This window comes from Micavibrio sp. TMED2 (assembly GCA_002168225.1).
Taxonomy (GTDB): domain Bacteria; phylum Pseudomonadota; class Alphaproteobacteria; order TMED2; family TMED2; genus TMED2.
Genome location: NHBH01000001.1, coordinates 1,486,014 through 1,510,564 on the forward strand (window position 1 = coordinate 1,486,014; position 24,551 = coordinate 1,510,564).

At 58.6% G+C, this 24,551-nt stretch carries 22 protein-coding genes and 1 tRNA gene; 12 read left to right on the top strand and 11 right to left on the bottom strand.

The features are described 5' to 3' along the window. Positions 1 to 446: 446 nt before the first annotated feature. Both CBB62_07085 and CBB62_07090 read right to left on the bottom strand, forming a co-directional pair. Positions 447 to 1,817: a hypothetical protein gene (locus tag CBB62_07085; GenBank protein OUT42058.1), complete on the bottom strand. Its 1,371-nt coding sequence runs from the start codon at positions 1,815 to 1,817 to the stop codon at positions 447 to 449. After that, the gene (locus tag CBB62_07090; protein OUT42059.1) at positions 1,817 to 3,721 is read right to left on the bottom strand and encodes a hypothetical protein; all 1,905 of its coding nucleotides are present in this window, start codon (positions 3,719 to 3,721) and stop codon (positions 1,817 to 1,819) included. Before CBB62_07090 ends, CBB62_07085 begins: the two co-directional genes overlap by 1 nt. Before the next feature lie 670 nt (positions 3,722 to 4,391). Here CBB62_07090 and CBB62_07095 point away from each other — a divergent pair. Continuing rightward, a complete protein-coding gene (locus CBB62_07095) occupies positions 4,392 to 6,743 on the top strand; it encodes a hypothetical protein (protein ID OUT42060.1) in 2,352 nt (783 codons plus the stop codon). Between the two features lie 140 nt (positions 6,744 to 6,883). Here CBB62_07095 and CBB62_07100 read toward each other — a convergent pair whose 3' ends face one another. Continuing rightward, positions 6,884 to 8,677: a hypothetical protein gene (locus tag CBB62_07100; GenBank protein OUT42061.1), complete on the bottom strand. Its 1,794-nt coding sequence runs from the start codon at positions 8,675 to 8,677 to the stop codon at positions 6,884 to 6,886. A 123-nt stretch (positions 8,678 to 8,800) separates the two neighbouring features. On the opposite strand from CBB62_07100, the gene CBB62_07105 reads away from it, so the two are divergent. Further along, complete coding sequence (locus CBB62_07105; GenBank protein ID OUT42062.1) at positions 8,801 to 10,120, top strand: hypothetical protein; 1,320 nt, start codon at positions 8,801 to 8,803, stop codon at positions 10,118 to 10,120. Positions 10,121 to 10,147: 27 nt separating this feature from the next. On the opposite strand, the gene CBB62_07110 is transcribed toward CBB62_07105, so the two are convergent. From CBB62_07110 to CBB62_07125, 4 genes are read right to left on the bottom strand one after another with little or no spacing between them, the layout of a single operon-like run. Beyond that, positions 10,148 to 11,017, bottom strand: a complete 870-nt coding sequence (locus CBB62_07110; GenBank protein OUT42063.1) for a glucose-1-phosphate thymidylyltransferase — start codon at positions 11,015 to 11,017, stop codon at positions 10,148 to 10,150. Positions 11,018 to 11,053: 36 nt separating this feature from the next. Continuing rightward, a complete protein-coding gene (locus CBB62_07115; GenBank protein ID OUT42064.1) occupies positions 11,054 to 11,959 on the bottom strand; it encodes a dTDP-4-dehydrorhamnose reductase in 906 nt (301 codons plus the stop codon). Positions 11,960 to 11,969: 10 nt separating this feature from the next. After that, the gene (locus tag CBB62_07120) at positions 11,970 to 13,061 is read right to left on the bottom strand and encodes a dTDP-glucose 4,6-dehydratase (GenBank protein OUT42065.1); all 1,092 of its coding nucleotides are present in this window, start codon (positions 13,059 to 13,061) and stop codon (positions 11,970 to 11,972) included. Next, complete coding sequence (locus CBB62_07125) at positions 13,058 to 13,651, bottom strand: dTDP-4-dehydrorhamnose 3,5-epimerase (protein ID OUT42066.1); 594 nt, start codon at positions 13,649 to 13,651, stop codon at positions 13,058 to 13,060. The genes CBB62_07120 and CBB62_07125 overlap by 4 nt, the downstream gene beginning before the upstream one ends. A 141-nt stretch (positions 13,652 to 13,792) precedes the next feature. Here CBB62_07125 and CBB62_07130 point away from each other — a divergent pair, with 141 nt between their 5' ends. Then, positions 13,793 to 14,749, top strand: a complete 957-nt coding sequence (locus CBB62_07130; GenBank protein OUT42067.1) for a hypothetical protein — start codon at positions 13,793 to 13,795, stop codon at positions 14,747 to 14,749. A gap of 21 nt (positions 14,750 to 14,770) precedes the next feature. Here the strand turns inward: CBB62_07130 and CBB62_07135 are convergent, their stop codons facing one another. Both CBB62_07135 and CBB62_07140 read right to left on the bottom strand, forming a co-directional pair. Beyond that, positions 14,771 to 15,775 carry a protein CapI gene (locus tag CBB62_07135; protein OUT42690.1) on the bottom strand — a complete coding sequence of 335 codons (1,005 nt, stop codon included), beginning with the start codon at positions 15,773 to 15,775 and terminating at the stop codon, positions 14,771 to 14,773. Positions 15,776 to 15,875: 100 nt separating this feature from the next. Then, positions 15,876 to 16,451, bottom strand: coding sequence for a hypothetical protein (locus CBB62_07140; protein OUT42068.1), 576 nt, complete (start codon positions 16,449 to 16,451; stop codon positions 15,876 to 15,878). Positions 16,452 to 16,775: 324 nt separating this feature from the next. Here CBB62_07140 and CBB62_07145 point away from each other — a divergent pair, with 324 nt between their 5' ends. Both CBB62_07145 and CBB62_07150 read left to right on the top strand, forming a co-directional pair. After that, a complete protein-coding gene (locus tag CBB62_07145; protein ID OUT42069.1) occupies positions 16,776 to 17,312 on the top strand; it encodes a hypothetical protein in 537 nt (178 codons plus the stop codon). A 199-nt stretch (positions 17,313 to 17,511) separates the two neighbouring features. Further along, positions 17,512 to 18,267, top strand: a complete 756-nt coding sequence (locus CBB62_07150) for a hypothetical protein (GenBank protein ID OUT42070.1) — start codon at positions 17,512 to 17,514, stop codon at positions 18,265 to 18,267. A gap of 4 nt (positions 18,268 to 18,271) precedes the next feature. On the opposite strand, the gene CBB62_07155 is transcribed toward CBB62_07150, so the two are convergent. Further along, positions 18,272 to 18,706 carry an acetyltransferase gene (locus tag CBB62_07155; GenBank protein OUT42071.1) on the bottom strand — a complete coding sequence of 145 codons (435 nt, stop codon included), beginning with the start codon at positions 18,704 to 18,706 and terminating at the stop codon, positions 18,272 to 18,274. A 203-nt stretch (positions 18,707 to 18,909) separates the two neighbouring features. Next, positions 18,910 to 18,984, bottom strand: a tRNA-Thr gene (locus CBB62_07160). 256 nt (positions 18,985 to 19,240) lie between these two features. Between CBB62_07160 and CBB62_07165 the strand changes: the two genes are divergently transcribed. The 7 genes from CBB62_07165 to CBB62_07195 all read left to right on the top strand — a co-directional run bounded on the left by CBB62_07165 (position 19,241) and on the right by CBB62_07195 (position 24,512). After that, positions 19,241 to 19,426 carry a hypothetical protein gene (locus CBB62_07165; GenBank protein OUT42072.1) on the top strand — a complete coding sequence of 62 codons (186 nt, stop codon included), beginning with the start codon at positions 19,241 to 19,243 and terminating at the stop codon, positions 19,424 to 19,426. Positions 19,427 to 19,440: 14 nt separating this feature from the next. Continuing rightward, the gene (locus CBB62_07170; protein ID OUT42073.1) at positions 19,441 to 19,995 is read left to right on the top strand and encodes a dCTP deaminase; all 555 of its coding nucleotides are present in this window, start codon (positions 19,441 to 19,443) and stop codon (positions 19,993 to 19,995) included. A gap of 19 nt (positions 19,996 to 20,014) precedes the next feature. Then, positions 20,015 to 21,283: a UDP-N-acetylglucosamine 1-carboxyvinyltransferase gene (locus tag CBB62_07175; protein ID OUT42074.1), complete on the top strand. Its 1,269-nt coding sequence runs from the start codon at positions 20,015 to 20,017 to the stop codon at positions 21,281 to 21,283. A gap of 60 nt (positions 21,284 to 21,343) precedes the next feature. Beyond that, positions 21,344 to 21,916 carry a hypothetical protein gene (locus CBB62_07180; protein ID OUT42075.1) on the top strand — a complete coding sequence of 191 codons (573 nt, stop codon included), beginning with the start codon at positions 21,344 to 21,346 and terminating at the stop codon, positions 21,914 to 21,916. 142 nt (positions 21,917 to 22,058) lie between these two features. Further along, positions 22,059 to 22,721 (top strand): ATP phosphoribosyltransferase, encoded by a 663-nt coding sequence (locus tag CBB62_07185; GenBank protein ID OUT42076.1) that lies wholly within the window; start codon positions 22,059 to 22,061, stop codon positions 22,719 to 22,721. Beyond that, on the top strand, positions 22,711 to 24,033 hold the full coding sequence (locus tag CBB62_07190; protein OUT42077.1) for a histidinol dehydrogenase: 1,323 nt from the start codon (positions 22,711 to 22,713) through the stop codon (positions 24,031 to 24,033). The genes CBB62_07185 and CBB62_07190 overlap by 11 nt, the downstream gene beginning before the upstream one ends. Then, entirely contained in the window at positions 24,030 to 24,512 is a 483-nt protein-coding gene (locus CBB62_07195; protein ID OUT42078.1) for a hypothetical protein, read from the top strand. Before CBB62_07190 ends, CBB62_07195 begins: the two co-directional genes overlap by 4 nt. Positions 24,513 to 24,551 lie beyond the last annotated feature (39 nt).

Consider the following 24,551-nt stretch of genomic DNA (forward strand, 5'->3'; position numbering starts at 1 on the left):
CGGAAGCCTTCATCCGCAGCGCGTCACCGGAACTGCGGGATGCCCTGCGCAAGGCGGGGATGATCGTGCACGACACGCCGCCACCGCTGGAAGAACGGCTGCGCGAGGCGACCGTGGTGCTGCATCACGGCGGTATGGGGACGCTGGAGACGGCACTCGCCATGGGCTGTGCCCAGCTGCTGCTGCCGCGTCATCTGGAGCAGAGCCTTAACAGTCGCAACCTCAAGGCCCGCAAGATCGCCGAGATGATCCAGGGCGAGGATATCGATGAATATGCCCGGCTGGTGAAGTTGGGGCTGGCTGCCACTGATTGGCACAAGCGGGTGCACAAGCTGGCGACACAGCTCGACAAGCGTCGCCCGTTCTCATGCCTTGAGACCGTGGTGCAGACCGTGGAGAAGCTTGCCGTCTAACCGCCCGGAAACCGGGCTGGCAGCGAGCGCTGATCAGCGCTCGCGCATGCCGCGTTCGATGGTTTTGGTGATCGGGGTCAGCAGATAATCCATGGCGGTCCGCTTGCCGGTCAGCAGCATGACTTCCGCAGGCATGCCGGGGATCAGCTTGATATCCTCGAACAGGTCCAGCTTGTCATCCTCAACCACAACCCGCGCCATATAGAACCGGGCACCGGTTTGGGAATCGGTCATGCTGTCAGCGGAGAGCTGCTCCAGCCGGGCATGGAAAATCGGTGTGCTTCGCTGGCTGTAGGCGGACAGGCGAACCTGAGCTGGCATACCCTCATAGAGCACATCAATGTCGAGCGGGTTGACCATGGCGTCGATCACCAGACGATCATCACTTGGCACCAGATCGAGAACCGGCTCACCGGCGCGGATAACACCGCCGGGGGTGAAATAGCGCAGGTTGACGACGGTACCGGTACGCGGTGACACAATGTCTGTGCGCAGCAAGACGTCTTCGGCGGCACTCAGGCGCTGTTTGACATCATAGATGCGGTCTTCGACCTCACGCAGCTGGCCGGTCACTTCGGTCAGGCGCTGGTTGTCGATATCGATCAATTGAGATTCGATCTCACCGATCTGCTGGCGGACCTGTGCCATCCGTCCCTGATATTCACCGCGGTTACCGCTGATTTCGGCAGCGGCACGTTGCAGGCTGAGCAGGCGTGGCTTGCGCTCCAGACCCTTGTCGACCAGTTCCTTGACCGCGCCGATCTCTTCCTGAATCAGCGCCAGCTGGGCGCTCTCGGCTTTCCGCTGGGCATCAAGGGCGGCAATTTCCTCGTTCATCTGCAACTTGCGCTGCTCGAGAATGTCGCGCTGGCCGTTGTAGTGGTTCAGCCGTGACGTAAAGACATTGCGTTGACCATCGACGATTTCCTGTTCTGTTGGAGACAGGTCATCTTTTGCCAGTTCACCGAAGAATTCGATCTTGTCTGCGCCGTCACGCTCGGCGATCAGGCGGGCTTTGGTACCGATGGCGGAGAGATACTGACCGTTGAGTAGGTCCACATTGGCGTTGGCGCGAGTGCGGTCGAGGCGGACCAGTACGTCGCCTTCCTGAACCTTGCTGCCTTCGGTAACCACGATTTCCTGAATGATCCCGCCCTCAAGGTGCTGGACCGTCTGGCGGCGGCTGTCGACGGCAACCTGGCCGGATGCAACCGCAGCACTGTCAAGCGGTGCAAAGGAAGCCCAGCCGCCCACGCCGAAGAAGAAGGTGCCGACCACGGCGAGGCCGATCAGGGCCGGTTTGCGGGCACGATGGAAGGGCGACTCGAATTCCTGACGGGTTTCGGTCGGGTTCGCCTGTGACTGGGGCGCGGGTGATTGTTCGATCATTGGCTGATTGCTCATTATTTTGCTCCGCCGCTGAGGGCCTGATTGCCATCACTGGCCTGAATTTGACCGGCAGCCCCGGCAGTGGCCGGCACGGCACGGGTCAATTTGCCCATTACTTCATTACGATCGCCGAACATTTCAACCATACCGTCGCGCAGGACCAGCATCTTGTCGACAAAGGCGAGGACGCTCGGACGGTGGGCGATGATCACGATGGTCGTGCCTTCCGCCTTGGCGGTCTTGAGCGCATCCATCAGGGCGGCTTCCCCCTCGCTGTCGAGGTTCGAGTTCGGCTCGTCGAGAATCAGCAGCTTCGGATTGCCGAACAGGGCGCGGGCGAGGCCGATCCGCTGGCGTTGACCACCGGAGAGGCCAAGGCCATCGGCACCAATCTTGGTGTCATATCCTTCCGGCAGACGCAGGATCATGTCATGGGCATTGGCCTTTTGGGCCGCTGCAATGACTTCCTCGTCCCTGCATTCACCCATGCGGGCAATGTTCTCACGGATGGTGCCGGCAAACAGTTCAATATCCTGTGGCAGATAGCCGAGATACTGGCCGAAATCACGGCGGTTCCAGTGGAACACGTCGATATTATCGAGGCGGATTTTGCCCGATGTCGGCATCCAGACACCAACCAGCAGCCGGGCGAGGGTGGATTTACCCGCCGCCGACGGGCCGATCAGGCCGAGAGACTCGCCGGCTTCGAGCGCAAAGCTGACCCCACGCAGGATCGGTTTGGTCTGGCCACGCATGCCGAAGGTGACGGCTTCTGCGGTCAGGCGACCGGCAGGGGCGGGGAAGGTCATCTCACCGCGTACCTCGGCCAGATCCCGGTGCAGCAGGCGGTTGAGGCGATCATAGCTGGCCCGGGCACTGACGAAGCTGCGCCATGAGCCGATCATCTGCTCGATCGGGGCGAGGGCACGGCCAAGGATAATGGAACCGGCGATCATCGCACCCGGCGTCAGTTGCTGACCGAGGGCAAAATAGACACCAACGCCCATGATCGCGAGTTGGACCAGCAGGCGGAAAAACTTGGTAAAGGCGGAAATGCTGCCGGCCCGGCGGCTGGCCACTTCCTGAATCTCCATGATGTCGCGATTCTCGATATTCCAGCGGGCGACCAGATTGTCGAGCATGCCCATGGCCTCGACCACCTCGGCATTGCGCACGGTGGCTTCGGCGAGGTTCATCTGCTTGATGGCTCGGCCATTCGCCTCGTTCAGCGGCTTGCGGGTGGCGTAATCATTGGCCAGCGCCAGACCGAACAGCACCAAAGCACCGACGAGGGCGATCATGCCCATGGCCGGGTGAACCAGAAAGATCACCAGCAGGAACAGCGGTACCCACGGGGCATCGAAGAAGTGGAAGATGGTCGATCCGGCGGCGAAGTTGCGCACAGTGCTCAGATCGCGCAGACCCTGAACGGTACTGGCATCGCGGTGCAGGGAGGCGGCACGGATCGAGGTGGCAAGCACATGGCGACCGAGGCGCTCATCCATCCAGCTGGAGATGTGCACCAGCAGCTTGGAGCGCACCCAGTCGAGCGTACCCATGATGACCAGACAGAAAATGGCGATAGCGGTAATAATATATAATGTGTCGGTCGACCGGCTGGTCAGAACCCGGTCGAATACCTGCATCATGTACATCGGTACGGTCAGCATCAGCAGGTTGATGAAGAAGCTGAAACAGGCAACGACACCGAAGACCTTGCGGCAGGCGAGAATGGCACCGCGGGCATCCAGATCATTGGCTCCTGCGGCCTTGGCCCGCGCGGCAGCCTGTATCGACTCAGGGCCACCGAGGGCTACTGCCGTGCCGGCCTGGCCGGTTTCGGTGTTTTCGTCTGTCTGGTTGTCGGATGCGTTCTCGGGCGCGTTATCTGCGGCGCTGGTATCGTTTTGCTTGTTCATCGGTGATGCTTGCCAATCACGTTATCGATCAGTGGAATGACGAGCCTGCATGGCGCTATCGCGTCGCCAGGCCGCTACTCATAATAGTTTATGTATCGCTGTTTATCAGCATGGGGCCGCAGTTGAGCCAGATTGACACTGCCCGAAAACCGGCAGAATCGGTGCCAAACCTTGATTTTTCGGCTAATAATCTGCCGAACCGCCCTGTAAGGCGACGTTGTAAGCAATGCGCGTGTGGAAAGAAAGTGAAGATTTGTCGCGTGTGGACGATGCAGCCGAGCCCCTTGCTCTCGGAAAATCGTATTAAGATGTCCTTACATAGGCCGCATTTGCCTATATACCACACGATATGTTGCAAGTCTGCCACAGGCTCGGAACCTGCCTGTAGCTTGTGAAAAACAAGAAACTTCCATGCTTGCTTCTGTCCGCGTGAAGGGCTATCAGGGTGCGTGATTACAGCTGCGCTCCCGCCTACTTGGGTGCCGCGTTGTGTTGATGGCCTAACATTTTGTCAGCATCGCGCACTTGGTACCGAAGGTTTTTCGTCAGTTTGGGTCGTTCACTGAATGGCTTGGCGATTATCGGACTGGGGCATCTGGGGCGGCGGTTGAAGTTGCAATAAACCGAGTTTTTTCTCTTCTTTTAGGACCTCAAGGGAGCTTATTACAAAATGGCTATCTTCCTTTTTTCAGGTATCACCGCAGGTTCGGTTGTTCCGTTCAATCCTGCTGTTGATCAGCTGATTTTTGATGATGTCGGCATCACTGCTGCTGCTGCTATCATCGTTGGTGCCGGCGCACAGACCACCGTGTCTGCTCAAGGCAAAACCTTCACCCTCGACACCCAGTTCACCACCCTGACCACGACCAACGTGACCTTCCAGGATGGTTCTGTGTTTATCGTTGGTAACAACGATACCGGTTCTGCTCTCGACGATGTTTCTAATGACATCGACGTAACTGCAGGTGCGCTGGTTGATGCTGCTAACGAAGATAACAAGATCTTCGGTCTCGGCGGTAACGACACCATCACCGTCGGCAATGGCGATAACATCGTTTATGGTAACCTCGGCCGTGACAGCATTGTTGCCGGCGATGGCGATAACATCCTGTACGGTGGCCAGGGCAACGATGAAGTCACTGCTGGTGACGGCGACAACGTCATTTATGGTAACCAGGGCGATGACAGCATCACATCCGGTACCGGTGACGACGTTCTGTACGGTGGTCAGGGTAATGACAGCCTCTTTGCTGACGACGGTAATGATACCCTGTTTGGTAACCTCGGTGATGACTCACTGAACGGTTCTGACGGTGATGACCTTCTCTATGGTGGCGCTGGTAACGATACCCTGCGCGGTAACGACGGCGATGATGTTGTTTACGGTAATACCGGTGAAGACAGCATCTACAGTGAAGGTGGCGACAGCGACACCCTTTACGGTGGTCAAGACAATGACGTTGTCACCAGTCAGAGTAATACTGCTGGTACCGACGATGTTGTCATCTATGGTAACAAAGGCGCTGACACCCTGACCGGTGGTGCTGCAAACGACGTTCTTTACGGCGGTGCAGACAACGACCTGTTCCTGGGCGATGGTACCGATACCGGTGCAAACGTTCTGTTCGGTGGCCTCGGCGACGACACCTTCGATCTCGACGATGATGAGTTCAGCGCAGCAGCTGCTGACACTGATACCGTCTTCGGTGGCGCTGGTGATGATGTGTTCATGACCAATGGCGGTTCCGGTACCCAGTCTATCGTTCTTCTTGGCGATGAAGGTACTGACACCCTGATCATTGGTACCGACACTGTTCTGGCTGATACCGGTGCTCTTACCTTCACCGGTGAGCTCGTCGGTTTCGAGAACATCCTGATCCATGACGATGGTGAGAACTTCCACGATTTCTCTGCCGTTGGTAATGGTCTGAACATCACCGGTGGTGACCTGATCACTACTGAAGCTCTCAACGTTGAAGGCACCGAATTCGCTGACACCATTACCGGTATTGACGGTGATGACACCCTCGTCGGTGGTCTGGGTGATGACATCCTGACCGGTGGCATTGGTCAAGACAGCCTCTTCGGTGGCGAAGGTAACGACGCTCTGTTCGCTGGTGATGATGACGATGCTGTTTACGGCAACGATGGTGATGACACCATTGACGCTGGCGACGGTAACGACAGCATCATGGGTGGTGACGGTGCCGACAGCATTCTTGCTGGCGACGGTGACGACGCGATCTTCATTGAGGAAGATGAATTCGCCGACGGCGAAGTGATTGACGGTGGTGATGGCGACGATACCATCTTCTACAGTGGTGAAGATGATGACGTCCTTACCCTGTCCGGCGATGTTGTAAATGTTGAGTTCATTGAACTTACCGGTGGTAACGATGTCGGTGTTGATGCCTCTGCCATTGACAGCCTGCTGAACATTACCGGTAACGGTAGTGACAACCTGATCACCGGCGGTAGCGATACCGACATCATCACCTCTGGCGGCGGTGCAGACACCATCGACGGTGGTGCCGGTGCAGACAACATCACTGGCGATGCTGGTGCCTCACTGCTTAGCGGTGGTGCTGGTGACGACGTGATTGCTGGTGGTGCTGGTGCAGAAACCATCACCGGTGGCACGGGTCGTGACGACCTGACCGGTAACGCTGGTGCGGACGTCTTCGTCTTCGCTGACGGCGACAGCGCTCTGTCACAAGCTGGTGCTGATGTTATTACTGACTTCGCAACTGGTGTTGACCAACTCGAGTTTGGTGGTCCTGCCGGTGATGATAGTGGTACTGCAACAGACAACTTCGTGGATGGCGGTACTGATACTGACTTTGCCACCGCGTTGGTTAATGCAAATGCTGCATTCGATGGCTCTGTTCTCTACTATACATCTGATGACGGTGCAGGTACGCCAACTGCATTTGTATTCGCCGATATTGATGGTGATGGGACTGCTGATATTGGTATCGTTCTGTCAGGTGTCGCAGCTGTTGATGTTGCTGACATCGTCTAAGTCAGACAGTCATAAGTTAGAAATTAGGGCGGTGCTTCGGCGCCGCCCTTTTTCTTTGTGCTGATTTGGAGAATCAAAAAGGCGATGCTGGTTGGGCATCGCCTTTTTTGTTGGGTGATCTGTTTGCCTGGTCGGGCCGCCTATAACCGGTCGGGATCCTCGATCTTGCCGATCATGCCCTTGAGATAGTCAATCAGCCGCGGGGTGGTTTCGTGGCGTTCGTCCCAGAGCTTGCGGTACCAGTCGAGGCGTTCTTGAACTTGAGATGCCATCATGCGGTTGTCACGGACATAGGCGCGGGCCTGATTGCCCAATGCCTTTGCCTTGTCCCGGTTGCGGGCCAGTTCCACGAGCGCGGTGCCAAAATCAGCCGCTTGTTCGGCGAGCAGGCCGGTTTCGTTATGTTTCAGCGTGTGCTGGTAAACGGTCGGGCTGGCTATGACCGCAAGCCCGGCGGCTCCGGCCTCGATGAACTTCAAATCCGACTTGCAGCGGTTGAACAGATTGTCCTCAAGCGGCAGCAGGGCAATCTCGCATTGGCCCATCAATTCGAGATATTGCGGATAGGCGCAAGTCGGGGTGAATGTCTTGTTCGATGTTTCCAGCGCATCGAAGAAAGCCTGATCATGCACGACGGAGAAGTGCAGCTCGATCTCGCCATCCAGTTCCCGGATTGCCTGATTGAGGCCGGGCATGATCGCTGCCCAGTCTTTCTCACGGTTCAGGGCACCGAAAAAGACACTCATGCGCTGGGGTGACTGGAAGTTCAGGCGCGGCGGCAGGTTGAAAATGCTGTTGGGAAAGACCCGGACGTCATTCGGCTGCGCCTGCTGCTGCTCGGTGAAGATGTCAGCGAGATAGCGGGTCGAGGTCTGCACCCCGTGACAGCCGGTGAGGGTCAGGTACTCATGCTTTGCCACATCCGGCCAGCGCATGGTGTGGTCGTCGAATTCGGTGACCACGATATAGCCGTTCTCGACCGCGCGCAGAATATTGCGGGCATCGATATAGCGGTGTACCGGGCGCTGCCAGATGAAGATTTTCGGCTGGCCTTCCGGCTTTTTCAGCAGCTTCATGGTGCGCACTTCAGTGACGACATCAATGCCGGGGATGCTGCCCATGGCGGCCATGGGGCGACCGATGCGCACATCATTCACCCCGCCGACCGGGCGCAGCATCATGGATTGCAGTAGCATCCGTTTCGGTGGGGTGCCTTTGATGCCGCGCAGGACATATTGCAGGGCACGGGTGCGCTGGGCGAACTCATCAGGCTTGATCCCGAGGGCGGGCAGGGACGGGGTTATTGCCCTGACGAAGGCTTCGTGTCCTTCGGTCATGACATTGCGTGGCCAGATTTCGCAGGGCTGGATACCGGCCTGACGCAACAGATCGACCATATTGCCGAGGCCGAACCAGCGGATATGGGTGCGGTCGAACAGCCCCTCATCCTCGAATTTGAACCCTTCGGTCATCAGGGTCTGCAGCACCTTCCAGTTCTGCACATTCGGGATACAGGTGAGCATGGTGCCATTGGGGGCGAGTAACTCGGCAAAACGGCGCACGGTTGCCCATGGATCACGCAGATGCTCCAGTACATCGCCGAAAACCACGGCATCGAACGGTGCCTGAGCCAGAATGCTTGCCGGGATGTCGTCGGTATCGGCGTTGAACAGCTCGACCAGATCAATCCGCTCGGCAGCGATCTTTGCGGCGGCGGGGTCAAGCTCCAGCCCGGCATAGAATACGTTCGGCACTCGCATCCTGAATGCCTCGGCCAGCGCCCCGGCACCACAACCCAGTTCCAGCACCTTGCCAGCGGTCAGCGGGAGGCGGTTCAGCAGATCGGGATTGGCCCGGTCATAATACGCCCGGATCGGCTGGTCCGATGATGACAGCCCGGTTTCGGTCTGGGTATTGGTTGCTGTGTCAGGCATGGGGCATTACTGTCTGATTGCGTGGTTGCACGCTCTATGCCATGAACCACGCGATGATGCCAGCAAAGCGGATGGGAAAGCCCCGGCTGGACCGGTTTATTTGTAGTGAAGTGATATCAGGTTATGGCGCGTATTCTGTGTGCATGGGAATTTGGCTCGGGGCTGGGGCACCTGACACGATTGCTGCCGATTGCACGCAAACTGCATGATGCCGGACACGAGATCGTGCTGGCCGTGCCGAACCCGCCCGCCGCCAAACCGGTGCTGGACAAGAACTTCCCGGAGCGTGAGGGACCATTCCGCCTCAAGGTGATCAAGGGCACGCTCTGGCAGATCCCGACGGAAAAGCAGGATCCCAATCTGCGCCGCAAGCCTACCCATGTGCTGGCCGACGTCCTGACCCTGTTCCACTATCAGGATGCGGTATTGCTCGAGCGGCAAACCCGCGTCTGGCAGCAGATTTGTGACGAGGTCGATCCCGATCTGATCGTGGCGGATTTCGCCCCGACCCTGCGGCTTGCTTATTGGGGCCGGGCACCCTTCGCCATGATGGGCAATGGCTATACCACGCCGCCGCGTGGTCGCCTGCTGCCGCCGATCAAGCCGTGGCAGACCGGCCTGCTGCCATTCAGCCGCCGTCATGAGGCATCTGTGCTGATGGCCATGAACCATGTGCGTGACGTGCTGAAGGGGCCAGCGGTGGATTATGTCGGTGACATGCTCAATGGTGACCGCAGCTTTGTCTGCACGATCCGGGAGTTCGATCCCTATCGCCCGCATCGCACCGAGCCGACCTTGATGCCATTCAACGTGCCCGATGTCTCCCGTCATCCGACGATTGAGGAGCGGGGCGGGGACAAGGCACCAATTTTCATCTACCTGCCAGCCAATCACCCGCTGCTGCGCGGCGTGCTCAATATGGTGTCGAAATCAGGCGTGCCGGCCCATGTCTATGTCAGCAATGTCCCGCCCGAGCAGATTGCCGGGCTGTGCGGGCGCAATGTCTCGATCCACCGCAATCCAATCAACTTTGCCAATGACCTGTGGAAGTTCCGGATGATCATTCATCATGCCGGGCTGGCTACGGCCTATGCCGCGATCAAGGCCGGGACGCCACAACTGATGCTGCCAGTCAATCTCGAACATTCGATTACCTCACGCGGGGCGGCCCATCTCGCCGGGGCATCGGTTATGGGCGCTGCCGATAGCCCGAAAATCGAGGAAGTCGAGCAGACCTATACCAAAATGCTGACCGATCGCACGCTCTGGCGCCGTGCCCATGAGGCGGCGCTCAAGGTTGCCGAACGGCCGGTAGAGGATAGTGTCGGCATGGTGGTTCAGGGGTGTCTGGAAATGCTCGAGCAAGGGCTGGAAAAAGCCCGCCGCGAGGCCGAGAAGGATATAGGCGAAGATGCGGAAGATGTCGACCGCATCATGGCCTGAGCTGGCTCGTTTCCCGCGGCTTTTAAATCAGTCTTCTTCGAGCAGGCCGAGCAGATATTGGCCATAGGCGTTCTTGCGCAGCGGTTCGGCCAGTTTCTTCAGCTTGTCAGCATCAATCAGGCCACGGCGGAAGGCGATCTCTTCCAGACAGGCAATCTGCTGGCCCTGACGGTTCTCGATCGTCTGCACGAATTGTCCGGCCTCGATCAGGCTGTCGAAGGTGCCGGTGTCGAGCCAGGCAAAGCCGCGCTTCATCACCTGTACACTCAGCTTGCCGCGCTCCAGATAGATGCGGTTGAGGTCGGTGATTTCCAGCTCGCCGCGTGGTGACGGTTCCAGATTGGCGGCAATGTCGCAAACATCGCTGTCATAGAAATACAGCCCGGTAACGGCGTAATGGGATTTCGGTTTCGCGGGCTTTTCCTCAATGGTCAGCGCCTTGCCGTTCTCATCGAAATCCACCACGCCATAACGCTCGGGATCGCTGACGTGATAGCCGAAGACAATTGCGCCATCGGTGGTCGTGGCGGCATCGCGGACCATGTTCTCGAGGTCATGACCGAAGAACAGGTTGTCGCCAAGGATCAGGCAGCATGGCTCGCCATCGACGAAGTCGCGGCCAATGATAAAGGCCTGGGCGAGGCCATCGGGACTTGGCTGCACCGCGTAGGAAATCTCGATGCCCCATTGGCTGCCATCACCGAGCAGGGTGCGGAAAGCCTCATTGTCATGGGGGGTGGTGATAATCAGCACTTCACTGATCCCGGCCAGCATCAGCACCGACAGCGGGTAGTAGATCATCGGCTTGTTATAGACCGGGAGCAGTTGCTTGCTCACCCCACGGGTGATCGGATAAAGACGGGTGCCACTGCCGCCGGCGAGGATGATGCCCTTCATGATCTTCTGCCTTTGAGTTCTGGTTCTTCTGAGTGATTAGCTGGCCTGATGCTGTTCGCTTAACAGTCGGGCGATGACGGGCTGCAGGGATTGCGCCCATGGTTTGGCAACAATGCCGAAGGTATCGGCGATCTTGCTGCAGTCGAGGACGGAGTTCTTGGGTCTGGCTGCCGGGGTCGGGTAATCCTCGGTTGCCTGCGGGCCGATCTCAGGGCGGCGTCCCCAATACTCAGCAGCCTGAGAGAAAATTTCGTCGGCAAAACCGAACCATGTGGTCGGCCCGGCACCGGAATAGTGATAGATGCCCCAGGCATCGGTGCGGTTATAGGTCAGAACCTGACGTGTGGCATCGAGACAGGCAGCGGCGAGATCGGCGGCAGCGGTCGGGATGCCATGCTGGTCGGCAACGATCTTGAGCTGGTCGCGCTCGGCACCGAGGCGCAGCATGGTCTTGACGAAATTGGCCCCGTGGGCGCTGTAGACCCATGCGGTGCGCAGGATGATGTGCTCGGCACAGGCGGCCTGTATCGCCTGCTCGCCTGCGTGTTTGGAGCGGCCATAGGCACCGATCGGGTTGACCGGATCGGTCTCGACATAGGCGCCGTCCTTGCTGCCATCAAACACGTAATCGGTGGAGACATGCAGCAGCGGCAGCCCGAGGCTGGTGCAATGCCGGGCGATGACGCCGGGTGCCTCGCCATTGATGGTAGTGGCCAGTGTTTCCTCTGACTCTGCCTTGTCCACGGCGGTATAGGCGGCGGCAATGATCACCGCTTCCGGGCGATGGGCATCAATCACGGCAGGCAGGGTGTCAGGGGCGCTCAAATCCGCCTGCTGGCGTGACAGACAGGTAATATCAAAGCTGTCAGTGGCTTTGCCGAGTTCACCAATCTCATGGGCGAGCTGGCCGGTAGCGCCGAAAACGAGAAGTTTTTTGGCCATGATACGGGGATCAGCTCGCTTTGGCGGCGGTTTTCAGGCCCAGACGGCTGCCATCATAATTACCGGCACGGATGTCCTGCCACCATGACTGGTTGTTCAGATACCAGTTGACGGTGTCGCGCAGACCCTCTTCAAAGGTCCAGCGTGGACGCCAGCCCAGCTCGCGGTCGATCTTCGAGGCGTCGATGGCATAGCGCTGGTCATGGCCGGGGCGGTCGGTCACATATTCGATCAGGTCGCGGCGGGCGGTGATACCGCTTAGGGCCGGTGCCAGTTCGTCGAGCAGATCACAGATGCCGGTGACCACATCGAGGTTCTTTTTCTCGTTATGCCCGCCGACATTATAGACCTCGCCGGGGGTGCCGCGGGTCATGATGGTGACCAGTGCATCGGCATGATCCTCAACATGCAGCCAGTCGCGGATATTGGTGCCCTGACCATAGACCGGCAGCTTCTTGCCCTCGAGACCGTTGAGGATCATCAGCGGGATCAGCTTTTCCGGGAACTGGTACGGGCCGTAATTGTTCGAGCAGTTCGAGGTTACGACCGGCAGGTGGAAGGTGTGGTGCCACGCCCGCACCAGATGGTCGGAGCTGGCCTTGCTGGCGGAGTAGGGTGAGTTCGGCTGATACTGGGTTTCTTCGGTAAACAGACCGGTTTCACCGAGCGAGCCATAAACCTCATCGGTGGAGATGTGGTGAAAACGGAATGCCGCCTGTGCTGCATCGTCGAGCGTACGCCAATAGGCGAGCGCGGCATCGAGCAGGGTATAGGTGCCAACCACATTGGTCTGGATGAAGGCCGCAGGACCGTCGATCGACCGATCCACATGGCTTTCCGCCGCGAGGTGCATGACCGCATCGGGTTTGTAGGTGGTGAAGCAGCGCTCAACCTCGGCCCGGTCGGTGATATCCACCTTCTCGAACACATATCGCGGGTCCTGATCCACATCCTTGAGCGCGGTCGGGGTCGCGGCATAGGTCAGCTTGTCAACATTGATGACCTTTGCTTCGGTCTTCTGGATCAGGTGCCGGATGACGGCCGAGCCGATAAAACCGGCACCGCCGGTCACCATGATTGTGCGGTTTGACAGCGCGCTCATGCTAGTTCGCCTTGCTGGTTCTGGGAGAATTCTTCGTAGGGGAAAACAGCCGGGCTGTCAGCCAGTGTCGGGTGCTTTCCGTCCTTGTCCGAGAGGATGACAGTGTCGGTGTCGATCGGCCAGTCGATGGCGATATCGGGATCATTCCAGGCAATGCCGCGATCCGCTTCCGGCGCATAGAAGCCGGTGACCTTGTAGGCAACCTCGGTATCCGGCTCCAGCGTACAGAACCCATGCGCGAAGCCTTGCGGGATCAGCAGCTGCTGCCAGTTTTCGGCACTCAAGGTCGCGCCGACCCATTGGCCAAAGGTCGGAGAGCCATGCCGGATATCGACCGCAACGTCAAATATCGAGCCACGAATGACCCTGACCAGCTTGTCCTGACCGTGTGGCGGGATTTGGAAATGCAGACCGCGCAGGGTGCCGGTGGTCGCAGACAGGGAGTGGTTGTCCTGTGCGAAATCGAGGTGCAGACCAGCCTCTTCAAACGCCTTGCGATTATAGACCTCGGAAAAAAATCCGCGATGATCGCCAAATTTTTTTGGCGTAATCAGCTTAACCTCTGGTATCGCGAGTGATTGAATTTCCATGATGGTACCAAAGCAATCCTGATGACTTGAGCGCGGCTTGGCTCTCGGTTGCGCCTGTGTTAGCGATTTATGGTTACGAGGTCGAGTACCTAACACAGCAATGAGTGCATTTACCTCAGTTTTTTCCGGGAAATCCTGTTTATGACCACCGCTGCGGTGCCTATCGATACGGTGTCTATTGATGTGGTGATGCCAACCTATAACGGCGCTGCCTATCTGGGCGCACAGCTGAGCAGTCTGCAGCATCAGACGCATATGCCGCGCCGGGTTATGATCTGCGATGACGGGTCGAGCGACAGTACCGGCCTGATCCTGCGCCGGTGGCATAAGAGCTGGTCAGCAGTTGACCTTGTGGAAGCCGATGAGCCGCAGCAGGGGGCGACCCGCCGGTTTCATCATCTGCTGACCACGGTGGCCGGACGCGGTGATCTGCCGGACCTGTTGGCCTTTTGCGATCAGGATGATGAGTGGTTCGAGGACAAGCTGGAGCGCGCTGTCGCATGGCACCGGCAACAGGATGCCGCTGTGCCCGCGCTTTACTGCTCCGCTGCCGTCCTGACCGATCAGCGCATGGTGCCGGTCGGGCAGTCGCCGAAATGGCGGCGCGAACCGGCGTTCCGCAATGCGCTGGTCGAGAATATCGCACTCGGCTGTACCATCGTGCTGAACCGTGCCGCGCTCGAGTTGCTCAACCGTGAGTGGCCGCGCGGGGTGATTGCCCATGATTGGTGGGCCTATCTCGTGGTTTCCGGTGCCGGTGGGCAGGTATATTTCGATCCGGAGCCATCGCTCAATTATCGCCAACACAATCGCAATGCCATCGGCATGGCACATTCGGCGCTGGGGCAACTGGTCGGGCGCATTAGGCGTATCGCCACCGGGCAGATGCCGCCCTTGCTGGCACAGGCACGGGCCTTGGCTGATGCCTATGGCGATGATCTGACGCCCGAAGCCCGGCAACAGCTTGATCGCTTCATCAATGTCCAGAAAACCACCGGCAACCGGCTGACGGCACTGGTTGCGCCGGTGGTGCGTCGCCAGCGGTTGATCGATAACCTGGTTCTGCGGCTGATGCTGGCCTTTGGCACGCTCAGATAGCGTGTCTTAGGCTATGCCGTGTCAGGTAATGCCATGATATTGGCGATACCAGGCGACAAACTCGCCCAGCCCCTCGGCAATTCCTGTTTTGGGTGAGAAACCCAGTTCGGCCTGACTGCGGGTAATGTCGGCATAGGTTGCCACCACATCGCCCGGCTGTGCCGGTTGCCGGTCGAGTATCGCCTTGCGCCCGGTCACCTCTTCCAGAACCGCCACGAAATGCTCCAGCTCCTCGGCCTGATTGTTGCCGAGATTATAGACACGGTGCTGATGCGTCATGCCATCCATGCCGTTGATCGAGCGGTCGATGGCGGCAATGACACCGGCAACAATGTCGTCAATGAAGGTGAAGTCGCGCTGTTGCTTGCCGTGGTTGAACAGCCGGATCGTGCTGCCGTCAAACAGCGCTTTGGTGAACAGGTAGGGTGCCATATCCGGGCGACCCCACGGGCCATAGACCGTGAAGAAGCGCAGGCCGGTCAGCTTGAGTCCATAGAGGTGGCCATAGGTATCGGCGAGCCGCTCTGCCGCCTGCTTGGTCGCGGCATAGACCGAGGCCGGATGATCGGTGCGGTCCTCCTCGGACCACGGCATTTTTGTGTTGCGGCCATAGACCGAGGATGAACTGGCATAAACCACATGGGGCTGTTGGGGCAGGGACCGGGCCAGTTCGAGGATGGCGACCTGTCCGGTGACATTGGCATCCACATAAGCATAGGGATTTTCCAGCGAATAACGCACCCCCGGCTGGGCGGCGAGGTGGACGATGGTGTCAATCTCCTGCCAGCTGATATTGCTGTCGCCCACCGTGCCGGTCTCAAGCTGCTGCGGCAGCTCGGTGATATCCCCATGCCAGAAGGTAAAGCCGGTCTGTTTGTTCAGTTCGGTGAGGCGTGCCTGTTTCAGGGCAGGCGGGTAATAGCTGTTGATGCTGTCGACGCCCACAACCGACCGGCCCTCACGCAATAACTGCTGTGCGACGCTGAAGCCGATAAAGCCTGCGGCGCCGGTTACAAGAACGGTCATGGCATCTGGTCCGGTGTCGGGGTGACTGGCAGAGTTCTGGGTAAAAGAAAGCATGCCTGCGACAGCGTGCAGGCATGCTCGTAATGTTCCGTTTTGCGCCTTACTGGGAAGGCGGCGCGTTCATGATCGGTGCATTGGCATTATTGCTGTTTGGTGCCATCAGCAGGGTGCGTGGATTGGCTTCACGCCAGTCAACAACGAAATCCTGCGCCATATCGGCGATCAGGCCGCTGATATATTCACCGTGATTGCTCAACTCCGATGAGGCGACAAAGCCGTCATCCCAGAGCGTTACCTGTGCGATGGCGCCATCTGTTTTGGTCGGGTGCGGCACCTGCGTGTAATACTGGACCCGCAGGTTGACGGAAGAGAAGCAGACTTCGCCAACGGCGGCTGTATTGATGTTCAGATACAGAGTGGGACCGGATTCCGCGAGCACCAACCCGGTATTGCTCACCTCCGAGCGCATCAGTTCTGCCAGCTTCGCCCGATCAAGGCCGCAGGCCTCCGATTGCTCGCTCATGCGCTCGACAACCAGAACCATTTCCTTGAGGTCCTCGAGGCCTTCGGCAAAGTTCTGTGCCCGGGCGCTGTCCGGTGCGGTGATCATGGCAATAGCGGCAATTCCGGCGAGTGCGGTCAGGAAGGGGCGGGTCTTGCGAATTGAATGAAACATTGTTTTAGGATCTCGGCTGTCTGTTCTTGCTTTTTGATTGAGGTTGTTCAGCCCGCCCAGAAGAGAGCGAAAGGCGGAGCGTACAGGGGACATCATATGGAGTGCCTGAAGGTAATAATTTTCACCTGCCCGTTCGCTGTCACCTAGGATACTGAAAAACCGTGATAAAACACCAATAGATTGCCGGTATCTTGCCCGCCTGTCACCATCGAAAATGGTTAAAAATCCGCTGATGCGTTGAAAGCTTTTATTTTTTGTCCGTATTAGGTATATTGAAACACATTAGCCGAACGCTTTTATGACATCAGGGGGAGAATACCGAACATGTCAGACATCCAATTTCCACGCAATCAGCAGTCTATTGCTGATCTTGCAACCCCCGCACAGTCGGGTCCACCAGCGCCAGCGCCTGAAGTTCCGGATATTTCCGAGAGCTCACTTCTCGACGTGCAGGCCGTTTTCGTAAGCCCGCGCCGCGTCGTTGATGACGGTGGTGTGCAGTTGCTGTTCCGCGATTCGGAAAGTGGCGAGGTTCTTCGCAGCTTTCCGCCTGAGCAGGCTTCTTCGGTTTACCAGACCCAACAGGAAAACAACGAGCGCCTGTCCGCGCCCGCGACTTCCGCTGCGGCGACCACCGAGACGCTGTCCGCGAATATCGAGATTTCAACGCCTGAAGTTGCGGCCACACCGGAATCTCCAGCTGAGGAAGCTGTCAGCGAGACGCCAGCCCCGGCAACCGGTAACAGTGGTTCCGATGCCGGTATCCTGACCACGGCGGCTTTGTCTCCAAGTAATGATCAGGCCGGTGGCAGCAGTGATTCAGCACCAGACGATGATGGCGAAATTGCCCTGACCAACTGATCAGCGCAGACATCAGAATTTCCCGAAAGGGCTCGGCTTTTGCCGGGCCCTTTTGCTTTGGGCATTTCTGTCCGATTTGGGCACGTCAGAGCGCCAAGCATTGTTTCTCTCTCGTTTGCAATAGAGCAATAATTCCGCTTATTGCTTTCGTATTGTGTTGTTATAACACTATCAGAACAAGCGATATGGGAGAGGGAACATGGCGGGTTTGAAGGAGCCAAGGGTACTGGGTGATGTGGTCGGGTTGCTGTCGATGGAGATGCCGCACAATCAGGCCGTCTGTGATCTTGCCTATGACTTCCGGGCCCAGAAAGTGGTTGGCGATGTGCTGAAGGAGTGGGGGCAGACCCGCTTCATCCCGCTGATCGGCGTCCATGCCTCGGCCCAGATTTCCCTGCCGCTCTATGTGGGCAATGGTCTGGTGGCCAAGATTACCCCGGCCCGGTTCGAGGATCGCCAGCCGAAGCCATTGGTACTGCCCGCCATCAAGGGCAAGACCGTGGAATCCGACTATGTGGAGTATCACGTTCAGATGTACCCGTTCGTCGCTACCGGCAGCCTGACCCAAACCGATGTGGAGATCATGCGTGACCAGCTGGCGGCAGTCGGCTATCGCTTTGCCAATGGTGATGACCGCCCGGACAATCTCGGCCGGTTGCCGGGTGGCAAGCTGGTGGTGCTCGATCACGGGGCAACCGAAACCATGCCGGGCAAGCGGGCAAAGCTCGGCGATGCCGATGAGTGGCTGGCGGATATCCGCGACATCTATGGCGATCTCTATGGTCCTGAGGGCGTGAAGCCGCAAGGCCCGGATACCAGCTTCGTCAAACGCCCGGCGCCGCCGCAGATGACCCTGCACACCAATTTCGGCAAACAGGCGGGCACCCCGAAAGCACCAAAAGCCGACAACGAAAACCGCCCCCTCTGGCGCCAAGTCCTCGGCCTCGGCCGCTAGGCCGTCAGGTGCGTTCCATGTGTATCAGCGGGTAGGGTTTGCCCATGCCGTCGACGGGTGAACGGCCGGTTACGGTAAAGCCGCAATGTTTGTAGAACGCCAGGGCATTCGGGTTCTGCTCATTCACATCCACTGTGCGGGCACCCATCTCGGCGATCGCATAGTCCAGTAACTGGCGACCGATGCCCTTGCCCATATGGGCGGGATCAAGGAATAGCATTTCAATATTGCCCTCGGCCACGCCGATGAAGCCGGTCATCCGTCCAGCCGCATCTCTGCTGCAACGGAGATCAACTGCCGGAAGAAACTCATTCAGGATCAGCGGGCGGAAAAATGCGATATCGGTTTCGGCCAGAAAATCATGCGTGGCCCGGACGGATTTCTCCCAGACCGCCACGATCTCCTCATAATCGGACTTATCCGGCGTGCTGATCTGCATGTATCTGTTCCAGTTGTTCGATATTGGCGCCGGTGATGGCATCGTAATGATTGATGCCGTAGCTTTGGTTGATGCGGATCATTGAGCCCCCGCTGTCCGGATTTTGTACGGATTTGTAAGGCATGTACGCGTGTAGTTCCGCACGTAACGACACACAACGACAAGCTGCCGTTGTTATAACCTTTTGAATTGTCGGAAAATAATGGTGCTGCCGGAGAGAATTGAACTCTCGACCTCTCCCTTACCAAGGGAGTGCTCTACCCCTGAGCTACGGCAGCGTGCCGGGTGGTGCAGGGCGGTTGCCTGACCGGATGGGCGCGGAACATACAAGCGGGTTGCGATAATGGCAAGCCGTGATCGCAACAAATTTGCGCAAGGCAGGCAATCTTTTGGCCCGACCGCAATTTCGCCACGAAATTACCCCCAAACAAGCAGCCTTCCGCCGTACCGCCTCCCTTGATTTTGCGCTATTTAACGGGCAATAGAACTGGCTGGCCAATCCTGTCCGCAAATTTTGATTTTTGAAGTGCTGTCATGACGTCTGATCGTAATGAGCGCCTTGCCAAGGCATTGCGCAATAATCTGCGGCGGCGCAAGAGCTGGCAGCGTCAGAACCGGAATGCGGATGCGGAAAAACCCGCCAGCCCGTCATCCGAACCCGCCGGTGAGGCCGATGCACAATCGGACACGCCGGAAAGTCCACGTCCCAAGGAAGAATAAGAGAGTTCAAGCCCATGTCCATTCTGCCCGACCACTGGATCCGCAAGGCGGCAACTGAACAAGGTATGATCGAGCCCTTCGTCGAGAAGCAGAATCGCGATGGCTGCATCTCCTATGGCCTGTCTTCCTATGGCTATGACGCGCGGCTGGCGCCCGAGTTCAAGATTTTTACCAATGTCGATAATGCACTGATCGATCCGAAGGATTTCTCCGAGACCGGGTTCGTGACCCGCAAGGGCGATTCCTGCATCATCCCGCCGAACAGCTTTGCTCTCGCATCGACCGTTGAGTATTTCCGTATCCCGCGCGATGTGCTGGTGATCTGCCTCGGCAAGAGCACCTATGCCCGCTGCGGTCTGATCGTCAATGTGACGCCGCTGGAGCCAGCCTGGGAAGGGCATGTGACGCTTGAGATTTCCAACACTACGCCACTGCCGGCCAAGGTTTATGCCAATGAGGGCATCTGCCAGTTCCTGTTCCTGCGCGGCGAGAGCGAACCGGAAGTCTCCTATGCCGACCGGGCAGGCAAATATATGGGCCAGCAGGGTGTCACCCTGCCACGCCTCTAATCACCAGCAGGCACGTCAGATGGACCAGATCAGAATTCGCGGCGGCAAGCCGCTCAAGGGCACGATTGAGATCAGCGGGGCGAAGAATGCTGCCCTGCCGCTGATGACGGCCTGCCTTCTGACCGACAAGACCCTGACCCTGAACAATGTGCCGAACCTTGCCGATATCCGTACCTCGCGGGCTTTGCTTGAGCATCTCGGCGTGCAGATCAAGGAACCGGCCAATGGTCAGCTTGAGCTTACCAGTAACGGCCCGGAAGTGCTCGAAGCGCCCTATGATCTCGTGCGCAAGATGCGGGCGAGCATTCTGGTGCTCGGTCCCATGGTCGCACGGCACGGTTCAGCACGGGTGTCGCTGCCCGGTGGTTGCGCCATCGGCAATCGTCCGGTTGATCTGCATCTGAGCGGGCTGGAGAAGCTCGGTGCCGATATCGAGCTGACTGGCGGCTATGTGGAAGCAAAAGCCCCTAAAGGATTGCACGGTAACGAAATTGTCTTCCCGAAAGTATCGGTTGGCGCGACTGAAAACCTGATGATGGCGGCCAGCCTTGCCAAGGGTGAAACCCGTCTGGTCAATGCCGCGCGGGAGCCGGAGATCACCGATCTGGCCGAGTGCCTGATGGCGATGGGCGTCACCATTGAGGGGGCGGGCACCGATATTATCTCGATCCAGGGTCGTGATAATCTGGGGCAGGGCATGCATCAGGTGATCGCCGACCGGGTTGAGACCGGTACCTATGCCATGGCCGCTGCTCTGACCGATGGTGATGTGGTGCTGAAAGGTGCCAATGACCGCCACCTTGGTTCCGTTATCGCGGCACTGGCCAAGGCCGGGATCAGTGTCGAGACGGTTGAGGATGGCCTGCGGGTCCGTCGTACCGGCGACAACATCATCGGTGTCGATGTGATGACCGAGCCGTTCCCTGGCTTCCCAACCGATCTGCAGGCCCAGATGATGGCGCTCATGACCAAGTGTGAGGGTGCAGCCATGCTGACCGAGACGATCTTTGAGAACCGCTTCATGCATGTGCCGGAACTGGCCCGCATGGGGGCCAATATCACCGTCCACGGCGCATCTGCCCTGATCCGCGGTGTGCCGAAGCTGATTGGCGCGCCGGTCATGGCAACCGATCTGCGGGCCTCGGTCTCGCTGGTCATGGCCGGGCTGGCGGCGGAAGGCGAGACCATCGTCAACCGCATCTATCACCTTGATCGCGGCTATGAGCGGCTTGAGGCCAAGCTGGCCGCCTGTGGTGCGGAAATCGACCGTCTGAAAGAGGCCGCATAGGCAGGACGCATCCGGGCACCCCGACAATGGGCGGTTGACGATGCGCCATATCCGCGTTTAATGGGCTGTATGGTAAGCGATATGACCCAGACCCGATCCGTACCGGCGACCATCCGCCTGAAGGCCGAGGATGATGAAGATCTCTGCATCATCTCCGCCATGGTGCAGGATGCCATTCTGCCTGTCCGCGACATCGGCTATGACAGCGAGGAACTGCGCTTTGCCATGGTGATCAACCGCTTCATGTGGGAGCGGTGCGATCCCGAGCAACTGGACGGGCCGGTTGATCCAGACAGCGAACAGCCCAACAGCTTTTTCCGCACCCTGAGCGCGATCCGGTTCGAGCAGGTCAGCCGGGTTGAACAGCACGGCATCGACCAGACCAAGGAATGCCATATGCTTGGCCTGCTCGCGATCGAGCAACTCGACGAGCATACGGTCCTCATCCATTTCGCCGGTGATGCCAGCATCCGCCTGACCATGGTCGAAGTGGACTGCCATTTCGAGGATCTGGGTGAAGCCTGGCCGACCTTGTGCCGTCCAGCCCATGATCTTGAGGGCAATCTCTCGGTCGATTGTGAGCAGGAGGCCGCCGAGGTGGCGAAACACGGCGAGCCGCTCCGCGCCGACTGATCCCGGATTACGGCCCGTTTCCTCTTTCACCCGATACTCTCATGGCTGCTGATCGTTGCCATGTCTTGCAAAACCCGCATTCTCGCGCCAAAACACCCTTACTGATGAATTTTATTGCGCATAGCTGAAGGCTGGCATTCCGATGACTGAACCGGACAAAACCGTTATCGCCGTACCAAAAGGCCGTATTCTCAAGGAATTACAGCCGGTACTGCATCGTGCCAGGATTGAACCGGAGGAGGCGTTTTTCGATCCCGATGCCCGCCAGCTGCAGTTCAAAACCAATCATGCGGATATCGAGCTGGTACGGGTGCGCAGCTTTGATGTGGCGACCTTTGTGGCCTTCGGTGCCGCGCAGATCGGGGTTGCCGGGCGTGATGTTCTGCTCGAATTCGACTATCCCGAACTGCTCTCGCCGCTGGATTTGCGGATCGGTGGCTGCCGCCTCTCGGTTGCCGCCCCGAAGGCGCTGATCGATGAAGAAGACCCGTCGAGCTGGAGCCATGTCCGGGTTGCCACCAAATATCCGAACGTCACCCGCAAGCACTTTGCTGCCAAGGGCATTCAGGCCGAGTGCATCAAGCTGAATGGTGCCATGGAACTGGCGCCCAAGCTTGGACTCTGTCGTCGCATCGTCGATCTGGTCTCCACCGGCGGCACACTGCGGGCCAACGGGTTGGTCGAATTGGATGTCATCACTGAGGTGACCTCACGCCTGATCGTCAATCGCACGGCGCTCAAAACCCGGCCGGAAGGGCTGAATGCACTGATCCAGCGCTTTGAGGAGGTGCGTGATGCCGCTTGATCTGAACAGTGCCGATGCCGATTTCGATGCCCGTCTGGCAGGGCTGCTTGGCGCGCGTCAGGGCAGTGACAGTAGTGCTGCCGAGGCTGCCCGCACCATCATTGCCGATGTGCGTGCCCGCGGTGATGCGGCGGTTATCGAACTGACCAACCGGTTTGATCGCCTGTCGATCGCCGATGCTGATGGCCTGTGGCTAGATGCCGGACGGATCAAGGCTGCCGCTGCCAAATGTCCCGAGCATGTACGCGATGCGCTGAAATTTGCCGCCGAACGTATCCGGGTTTTCCACGAATATCAGACACCGGCGGGACTGGAGCTGGAACAGCCGGGCGGCATGATGCTCGGCTATCGCTTTACGCCGATCAGTGCGGTTGGCCTCTATGTCCCCGGTGGTACGGCGGCGTATCCAAGCTCGCTCCTGATGAACACCATTCCGGCTCAGGTTGCGGGTGTAGAGCGTATCGTGGTGATGGTGCCAACCCCGGATGATGTTCTGTCACCGGCGCTGGCGGCGGCGATTGAGCTGCTGGGACTGACCGAGGTGTACCGCGTTGGCGGGGCGCAGGCGGTTGCCGCCTTTGCCTATGGGACCGAGAGCATCAAGCCGGTCGATCTGGTCGTCGGGCCGGGCAATGCCTATGTCGCGGCGGCCAAGCGTGAGGTTTACGGCATTGTCGGCATCGACAGCCTTGCCGGGCCTTCTGAAATTCTGGTCATTGCCGATGACAGTGCCGATCCCGACTGGATTGCGGCCGATCTGTTGTCGCAGGCCGAGCATGATGAGCAGGCGCAATCGATCCTCGTGACCGACAGCGCTGATCTTGCCGCTGCCGTTGGTGCCGCTGTGGAGCGCCAGCTTGCCGCCCTGCCACGTGCCGGAATTGCGCGCGAGAGCTGGAATACCCACGGGGCGATCATTACCGTTGTCGATCTGGTGGCTGAAGCCCCGGTGATTGCTGACCGGATTGCCGCTGAGCATGTCGAGGTTGTGTGCCACGAGGCCAATACCATTGTCGCCGCCATCCGCCATGCCGGGGCGATCTTTATCGGTCCCTATAGCAGCGAGCCGATCGGGGACTATGTCGCCGGGACCAATCACGTCCTGCCAACGGCGGGTAGTGCGCGTTTTGCCTCCGGGCTCGGGGTGATGAATTTCATGAAGCGCACCAGCCTGATCCGCTGTTCCGCCGAAGCCTTCGGCCCGCTGGCCGAGGCGACCATTGCACTGGCCGAGGCGGAAGGGCTCGGCGCCCATGCCGAGGCGGTCCGGCTGCGCCGTGATGCTGGTGCGCAGGTGCGGGCCAAGGCATGACCGACGATCCCAAATACAAGATCGTCTCGGTCGATCTCGACGAACGGACGGTGGTGCGCCGCAATGCCGAGATCGAGCATGAGCGCGCCGTTGCGATCTTTGATCTGCTGGAGAACAACTACTTCAAGCCGGTCTCTCTGCCGGAAGGCCCCTATGCGATTGATCTGTCGGTTGAGGAGAACCGCCTCAATCTTGTTGTGCGCAATCAGGACAAATCAGCGGAACTGGGCAAACTGGTGATCCAGCTGCGCGCCTTTCGCCGGATCATCCGGGATTATTTCCTGATCTGCGAGAGCTATTACACCGCGATTAAGGACTCCTCCCTGTCGCAGATTGAGGCCATCGATATGGGCCGTCGCGGCCTGCATAACGAAGGGGCAGACCTGCTGAAAGAAACCCTTGCGGCTGAGGTCGCGGTGGACGGGCAGACCGCCCGCCGTTTGTTTACCCTGCTTTGTGTACTGCATATCCGTGGCTGAGAAATTGAATAATGCGGAAGGCAAGGCGATACCGGGCGG

Bases quoted from the DNA above. Each gene is read 5' to 3' on its own strand.
- CBB62_07085 (OUT42058.1), bottom strand. From the start codon at position 1,817: ATGAGCAATCAGCCAATGATCGAACAATCACCCGCGCCCCAGTCACAG.
- CBB62_07090 (OUT42059.1), bottom strand. From the start codon at position 3,721: ATGAACAAGCAAAACGATACCAGCGCCGCAGATAACGCGCCCGAGAAC.
- CBB62_07095 (OUT42060.1), top strand. From the start codon at position 4,392: ATGGCTATCTTCCTTTTTTCAGGTATCACCGCAGGTTCGGTTGTTCCG.
- CBB62_07100 (OUT42061.1), bottom strand. From the start codon at position 8,677: ATGCCTGACACAGCAACCAATACCCAGACCGAAACCGGGCTGTCATCA.
- CBB62_07105 (OUT42062.1), top strand. From the start codon at position 8,801: ATGGCGCGTATTCTGTGTGCATGGGAATTTGGCTCGGGGCTGGGGCAC.
- CBB62_07110 (OUT42063.1), bottom strand. From the start codon at position 11,017: ATGAAGGGCATCATCCTCGCCGGCGGCAGTGGCACCCGTCTTTATCCG.
- CBB62_07115 (OUT42064.1), bottom strand. From the start codon at position 11,959: ATGGCCAAAAAACTTCTCGTTTTCGGCGCTACCGGCCAGCTCGCCCAT.
- CBB62_07120 (OUT42065.1), bottom strand. From the start codon at position 13,061: ATGAGCGCGCTGTCAAACCGCACAATCATGGTGACCGGCGGTGCCGGT.
- CBB62_07125 (OUT42066.1), bottom strand. From the start codon at position 13,651: ATGGAAATTCAATCACTCGCGATACCAGAGGTTAAGCTGATTACGCCA.
- CBB62_07130 (OUT42067.1), top strand. From the start codon at position 13,793: ATGACCACCGCTGCGGTGCCTATCGATACGGTGTCTATTGATGTGGTG.
- CBB62_07135 (OUT42690.1), bottom strand. From the start codon at position 15,775: ATGACCGTTCTTGTAACCGGCGCCGCAGGCTTTATCGGCTTCAGCGTC.
- CBB62_07140 (OUT42068.1), bottom strand. From the start codon at position 16,451: ATGTTTCATTCAATTCGCAAGACCCGCCCCTTCCTGACCGCACTCGCC.
- CBB62_07145 (OUT42069.1), top strand. From the start codon at position 16,776: ATGTCAGACATCCAATTTCCACGCAATCAGCAGTCTATTGCTGATCTT.
- CBB62_07150 (OUT42070.1), top strand. From the start codon at position 17,512: ATGGCGGGTTTGAAGGAGCCAAGGGTACTGGGTGATGTGGTCGGGTTG.
- CBB62_07155 (OUT42071.1), bottom strand. From the start codon at position 18,706: ATGCAGATCAGCACGCCGGATAAGTCCGATTATGAGGAGATCGTGGCG.
- CBB62_07165 (OUT42072.1), top strand. From the start codon at position 19,241: ATGACGTCTGATCGTAATGAGCGCCTTGCCAAGGCATTGCGCAATAAT.
- CBB62_07170 (OUT42073.1), top strand. From the start codon at position 19,441: ATGTCCATTCTGCCCGACCACTGGATCCGCAAGGCGGCAACTGAACAA.
- CBB62_07175 (OUT42074.1), top strand. From the start codon at position 20,015: ATGGACCAGATCAGAATTCGCGGCGGCAAGCCGCTCAAGGGCACGATT.
- CBB62_07180 (OUT42075.1), top strand. From the start codon at position 21,344: ATGGGCTGTATGGTAAGCGATATGACCCAGACCCGATCCGTACCGGCG.
- CBB62_07185 (OUT42076.1), top strand. From the start codon at position 22,059: ATGACTGAACCGGACAAAACCGTTATCGCCGTACCAAAAGGCCGTATT.
- CBB62_07190 (OUT42077.1), top strand. From the start codon at position 22,711: ATGCCGCTTGATCTGAACAGTGCCGATGCCGATTTCGATGCCCGTCTG.
- CBB62_07195 (OUT42078.1), top strand. From the start codon at position 24,030: ATGACCGACGATCCCAAATACAAGATCGTCTCGGTCGATCTCGACGAA.